7 protein-coding genes and 1 pseudogene are annotated in these 5,125 nt (G+C 52.6%); 4 read left to right on the top strand and 4 right to left on the bottom strand.

Annotation, left to right across the window (positions count from 1 at the left end):
* The 4 genes from NCN04_RS07795 to NCN04_RS07780 form a co-directional block, all read right to left on the bottom strand.
* Positions 1 to 1,418, bottom strand: a 1,418-nt coding sequence (locus NCN04_RS07795) for a carboxypeptidase M32 (protein ID WP_250395704.1), incomplete at its 3' end; no start/stop codon positions are given.
* A 117-nt stretch (positions 1,419 to 1,535) separates the two neighbouring features.
* On the bottom strand, positions 1,536 to 1,748 hold the full coding sequence (locus NCN04_RS07790) for a DUF6737 family protein (protein ID WP_048346948.1): 213 nt from the start codon (positions 1,746 to 1,748) through the stop codon (positions 1,536 to 1,538).
* An 8-nt stretch (positions 1,749 to 1,756) separates the two neighbouring features.
* The gene (locus NCN04_RS07785) at positions 1,757 to 1,990 is read right to left on the bottom strand and encodes a hypothetical protein (protein WP_250395703.1); all 234 of its coding nucleotides are present in this window, start codon (positions 1,988 to 1,990) and stop codon (positions 1,757 to 1,759) included.
* Between the two features lie 62 nt (positions 1,991 to 2,052).
* Positions 2,053 to 2,340, bottom strand: a complete 288-nt coding sequence (locus NCN04_RS07780) for a hypothetical protein (protein WP_250395702.1) — start codon at positions 2,338 to 2,340, stop codon at positions 2,053 to 2,055.
* A 93-nt stretch (positions 2,341 to 2,433) separates the two neighbouring features.
* On the opposite strand from NCN04_RS07780, the gene NCN04_RS07775 reads away from it, so the two are divergent.
* The 4 genes and pseudogenes from NCN04_RS07775 (at position 2,434) to NCN04_RS07760 (ending at position 4,586) form a co-directional block, all read left to right on the top strand.
* Complete coding sequence (locus NCN04_RS07775) at positions 2,434 to 2,733, top strand: 4a-hydroxytetrahydrobiopterin dehydratase (protein ID WP_250395701.1); 300 nt, start codon at positions 2,434 to 2,436, stop codon at positions 2,731 to 2,733.
* 8 nt (positions 2,734 to 2,741) lie between these two features.
* Positions 2,742 to 2,963: pseudogene (locus NCN04_RS07770) on the top strand (GTP-binding protein); the annotation flags it as partial.
* 277 nt (positions 2,964 to 3,240) lie between these two features.
* Entirely contained in the window at positions 3,241 to 3,540 is a 300-nt protein-coding gene (locus NCN04_RS07765; protein WP_250395701.1) for a 4a-hydroxytetrahydrobiopterin dehydratase, read from the top strand.
* A gap of 8 nt (positions 3,541 to 3,548) precedes the next feature.
* Positions 3,549 to 4,586: a CobW family GTP-binding protein gene (locus NCN04_RS07760; RefSeq protein ID WP_250395700.1), complete on the top strand. Its 1,038-nt coding sequence runs from the start codon at positions 3,549 to 3,551 to the stop codon at positions 4,584 to 4,586.
* The last annotated feature ends 539 nt before the right edge of the window (positions 4,587 to 5,125 follow it).

The following is a 5,125-nucleotide window of genomic DNA, read 5'->3' as shown; positions in this document are numbered from 1 at the left end:
TTCATGGCCCGTCCGATGGGGTGTACATGCTCACGGAGCCAGTCCAACAAAGGGGTGACATCACCCCGACGAACATGCTCTTCGGGTGAACCGATGGCAGCAGCCATCGCCTCGCTCAGCTGAGCACTGATCAGGTGTCCAAGTAGATACGAAGGGAAGTATCCAAACAGTCCTTCGCTCCAGTGCACATCTTGAAGACAGCCCTCTGCGTCATTGGATGGTGTCACTCCAAGAAGTTCTCCGTAACGCCGATTCCATTCAGCAGGAAGCTCCTCCACCGGAAGGCCTTGCTCGAGCAGAGCAATTTCTAGATCCGTTCGGATCATGATGTGCAGCCCATAGCTGAGCTCATCGGCCTCGACCCGGTTGAGACCCGGAGCCAAAGGATTCATGGCGCTCCAAAGAGCATCTGCTGATGGCAGCGGAGCCCCCGCAGCCTCGAAATCCGGCCACCACTGCTGCGCAAACGGCTGACTTCTCGCCACTCGGTTTTCCCAAAACAGCGATTGACTTTCGTGCACGGCCATGGATGTTGCCTGCCCCAGAGGCCATGCAAACCATTGATGTTTCTGATCGGGAAGCCCCTGCTCGTAGAGGGAATGGCCCCATTCATGGGCAGTGGCCAGGAAACAGGAGAGCGGTTGGCCTGGAACAACTCTGGTGGTGATCCTGTAGTCGCTCGGGCCAAGCGTGATCGAGAAGGGATGGGGAGATCGCGCAACACAGGTGATCGACGCATCTTGCCCCCAGGAGGTCAACAACCTGTCGCAGAGGTGTTGTTGTGCTGGTTCAGAAAGATCCCAACTGAGCGCTCGCTCCCGTGTCTGCCCACCAGCTCGTTGCAACAACTCTGGCAAGCGCTGCCTCAGCGGTGCAAACAACTCCTTCAGCCTCTTCATCGTGAGATCGGGCTCAAATGGCTGAGCCAGTGTTTCCCAACAACTGCGCGGCTCTGCAAGCTGGCGAGCCTGCTCCTGACGCAATCCAATCATGGAGCGCAAGGAAGGAGCAAACAAGCCGAAATCAGAGTCAGCTCGAGCTTGTTGCCAATTGTTGTAGCCGTCGGCTTTAGCCGTTGCCAACGCTGCCACCAATGTGGGATCTAAGGCCTGTTGCCGGCCCAGATCCTGTTCAAGCAAATCAAGGTTGCGGCCGCGATCAGCCTGCTCTGTCGTTGCAAGCCCTGAATAACTCCACTCGACCCGGGCTTCCTGGATCAGATCGGCGTACTCCCGAGAGCTTTGCCGGGAATGCAATTGAATCGCGAGTAGCGCCAACTGCTCTCCACGCCAGGCTGCACCTCCAGAGGGCATGCGCGTGTTTTGGTCCCAGTAGAGCGTGCTCGCGATGGAACCAATGATTTTGGTCTGATGCAGGTAATCGCCTAACCGATCCCAGGCCATTGTCCTGGATCCCATCTGGGCTCCATCTCTGCTTGAACCCTATACAGCTCGGTGGTTGAAGGTGAACACACCAACACATTTCATCCGTGCCGATTCACCCCACCAAGCGGAATGGTTTGATCAAGGCAGCGGTCAAGAGTCCTCTTGCCTGCTGTAAGCAGCAGGCACAAGCACCAAAAACAACATCCACCAAGCCACAATCGCCAGGGTGGTGGGAAGCGTGATCCAAAGTTGATGAAGGAGCAGCCAGCTCCCAATGGAAATCACAAATCCTGTGAGCAAAATGCTCCAGGGCTGACACCACCACGGCTTGAGAGACCAAAAAGAAACTGGCTGCTGATTCATACTCAGACCTACTTTTCCCTGCAATAACCAGCACCAACATTCATCCAACCGGAGTCGCAAGCTTCACCATTCGTTGGCTTCATTCGGTAATAAATGGGCGACACGCAGGTGGTGCCAAGTGTGTTGACATAACCCAATGGGCACTGATTATGCCCCTCTGCTTTCGGAATCCTTTTCTGAGCGAAGGCATCGGTAGGTGCAAGCAAAGACACCAAAACACCAAGAGCGAACAAGCGGACCATTCAAGTTGAATCAACTTTGGGAACTTTAGTGATGACATTGCCGGGCGACAGAAAGCAGCGACTCACTGTTTGCGGCAATAACCTCCCCCCACATCCACCCATCCGGATGGACAGGATCTGCCATCGATGGCTTGGACCTTGTAAGTCATCATTCCGAGCGTGCTGCATTTTCCATTGAGCATGTCCACATAGCCCAAAGGACAATGGCTCTCGATCTTTTTGACAATCCGCTGCGCCGAAGCGGATGGCGCCTGACAAACCCACAACACAACAGTGGTTGAGGCAAGGAAAGAGCTCAAAGCCCAGGTCCTCATCAAGGACTCACGATCAAGCAAGGGCGCCATCGCCATGGGCACTCAAAACGCCCTAAAACATTAGTGGTAGTTCTCCCAATCGTTTGGTTCTGAACCAAACTTCAACGAGCACAAGAGCCAGATTCATCCATGTCAAAGCAAGCTGTTTTGCTCGATGACGCTGCACGCCAGAACCTCTGCTCCTCTTGCCCTGCCTGGACCATTGCTTCTGATGGGTTGGAACGAGAGTGGCGCTTTCACTCTTTTGTTGAAGCGTTCGGCTTCATGACACAAGTTGCATTGCTCGCAGAACGCGCCAATCACCATCCCGAGTGGAGCAATGTTTACAACCGTGTCACCATTAGACTCACGACCCATGATCTTGGTGGACTTTCCAGCCGTGATGCCGAATTAGCCCAAGCGATCGACGGCCTCTCTCCAACCCTTTAAAACCGGCCATGTCAGAGACTGCTTCGAACCCGAGGATTAAAACCAACGGCACAACTGTCACGATTCTCACTGGATTTCTAGGCGCCGGTAAGACCACTCTTCTCAACCACATTCTCAGCAATCAAGACGGGCTCAAAACTGCCGTGCTCGTGAACGAGTTTGGAGAGATTGGGATTGATAACGATCTCGTGGTGAGCACCAGTGCAGACATGGTGGAACTCAGCAATGGCATTTTCCATTGAGCATGTCCACATAGCCCAAAGGACAATGGCTCTCGATCTTTTTGACAATCCGCTGCGCCGAAGCGGATGGCGCCTGACAAACCCACAACACAACAGTGGTTGAGGCAAGGAAAGAGCTCAAAGCCCAGGTCCTCATCAAGGACTCACGATCAAGCAAGGGCGCCATCGCCATGGGCACTCAAAACGCCCTAAAACATTAGTGGTAGTTCTCCCAATCGTTTGGTTCTGAACCAAACTTCAACGAGCACAAGAGCCAGATTCATCCATGTCAAAGCAAGCTGTTTTGCTCGATGACGCTGCACGCCAGAACCTCTGCTCCTCTTGCCCTGCCTGGACCATTGCTTCTGATGGGTTGGAACGAGAGTGGCGCTTTCACTCTTTTGTTGAAGCGTTCGGCTTCATGACACAAGTTGCATTGCTCGCAGAACGCGCCAATCACCATCCCGAGTGGAGCAATGTTTACAACCGTGTCACCATTCGACTCACGACCCATGATCTTGGTGGACTTTCCAGCCGTGATGCCGAATTAGCCCAAGCGATCGACGGCCTCTCTCCAACCCTTTAAAACCGGCCATGTCAGAGACTGCTTCGAACCCGAGGATTAAAACCAACGGCACAACTGTCACGATTCTCACTGGATTTCTAGGCGCCGGTAAGACCACTCTTCTCAACCACATTCTCAGCAATCAAGACGGGCTCAAAACTGCCGTGCTCGTGAACGAGTTTGGAGAGATTGGGATTGATAACGATCTCGTGGTGAGCACCAGTGCAGACATGGTGGAACTCAGCAATGGCTGTATCTGCTGCACGATTAATGGTGAATTATTGGAAGCCGTCGAGCGAATACTGCAGCGCCCTGAACCTTTGGACTATCTGGTTGTAGAGACCACAGGTCTTGCCGATCCACTTCCTGTAGCCATGACATTTCTGGGCAGCGAGCTTCGAGACCAGACCAGGCTGGATTCAATCATCACCCTGATTGATGCTGAAAATTGCAATGCTCGCGTTTTTGAGAGTGAGGTAGGGCGCTCTCAAATCATTTACGGAGATATCCTCCTCCTAAACAAAACGGATTTGGTATCAACAGAACGGGTCAAAGAGTTAGAAGAAAGCCTGCGCGATATCAAAAAAGATGCACGTATTCTTCATTCCGTAAAAGGACATGTTCCCCTGCCTTTATTGATGAGTGTTGGATTGTTTGAAAGCGATCGTGTTTCGAATACTGCCGATCACGACCATGCATCCCACGATCACGCGCATCACGACCACAGCCACGCGCACCATGGCCATGAGGACCATCTCGACATCGAGGGCTACTCCTCACTTTCATTCAGTAGCGACTGTCCCTTCTCCCTTCGCAAATTTCAGAACTTCCTCGACAATCAATTACCAGAAAGCGTGTTTCGCGCCAAAGGCATCCTTTGGTTCAACGAAAGCGAAAAGCGTCATGTTTTCCACCTAGCTGGAAAACGCTTCTCTATCGATGACAGCGATTGGAATGGCAAACGCAAAAACCATCTGGTGTTGATTGGTCAGGAGATGGACCACAACGCCCTAAGAGAGCAGCTTCAAGAGTGCGTCGCCACCGACTCTGGCAAGGTCTCCGCCTAAACCAACCGTTCCATTCCAACGTTTATGTTCAAGGGGAGATGTCGAAACGCAAACAATCTGATTAGAGTTCAACCAGCTTTGGGTTGGCGATGTTGGAGCTCACCCTTCTGGGCACTTTTTGCATTCTGATCGGCATTGTCCTTTGGTTTACCGCCAACTCCGATGATGACGACAACAGCGGTGGCGGCCTTATGGAACCTTCACTCATTCCGATCCCCATAAGGACTGATCGACGCTGACTGCGCCATCTCCGTCTATTCCCTTTCTCTAATGAGGGATTCAACGAGCGGTCGACCAGGCCAAGCGTGACGCTCTTGAGTATCATTCTCAACAGGCTCATGGAGCGAATGCAAATCAGTAGTAATTCATTGCTTCGGCATCGACCTGACTGCGTTCCAGTGTTGTGAAGAGTCGATCCATAGGCCTTTACAGATCAATCGCCTCAGCATCGATTCACCAAATCGATCGGTTGGGTGATCTCTTTGGATGAGCCCTACCACCCATGACAAGCAAGAGCTTGCAAGGCCAATGGCAGCAGG

The organism is Synechococcus sp. MU1655 (assembly GCF_023630655.1).
Taxonomy (GTDB): Bacteria; Cyanobacteriota; Cyanobacteriia; order PCC-6307; family Cyanobiaceae; genus Synechococcus_C.
This window is presented reverse-complemented; position numbering and strand designations above follow the sequence as displayed.

What these genes read in the sequence shown, in the direction of transcription:
- NCN04_RS07785 (WP_250395703.1), bottom strand. Translation starts at nt 1,990, where the DNA reads ATGGTCCGCTTGTTCGCTCTTGGTGTTTTGGTGTCTTTGCTTGCACCT.
- NCN04_RS07765 (WP_250395701.1), top strand. Translation starts at nt 3,241, where the DNA reads ATGTCAAAGCAAGCTGTTTTGCTCGATGACGCTGCACGCCAGAACCTC.
- NCN04_RS07775 (WP_250395701.1), top strand. Translation starts at nt 2,434, where the DNA reads ATGTCAAAGCAAGCTGTTTTGCTCGATGACGCTGCACGCCAGAACCTC.
- NCN04_RS07780 (WP_250395702.1), bottom strand. Translation starts at nt 2,340, where the DNA reads ATGGCGATGGCGCCCTTGCTTGATCGTGAGTCCTTGATGAGGACCTGG.
- NCN04_RS07790 (WP_048346948.1), bottom strand. Translation starts at nt 1,748, where the DNA reads ATGAATCAGCAGCCAGTTTCTTTTTGGTCTCTCAAGCCGTGGTGGTGT.
- NCN04_RS07760 (WP_250395700.1), top strand. Translation starts at nt 3,549, where the DNA reads ATGTCAGAGACTGCTTCGAACCCGAGGATTAAAACCAACGGCACAACT.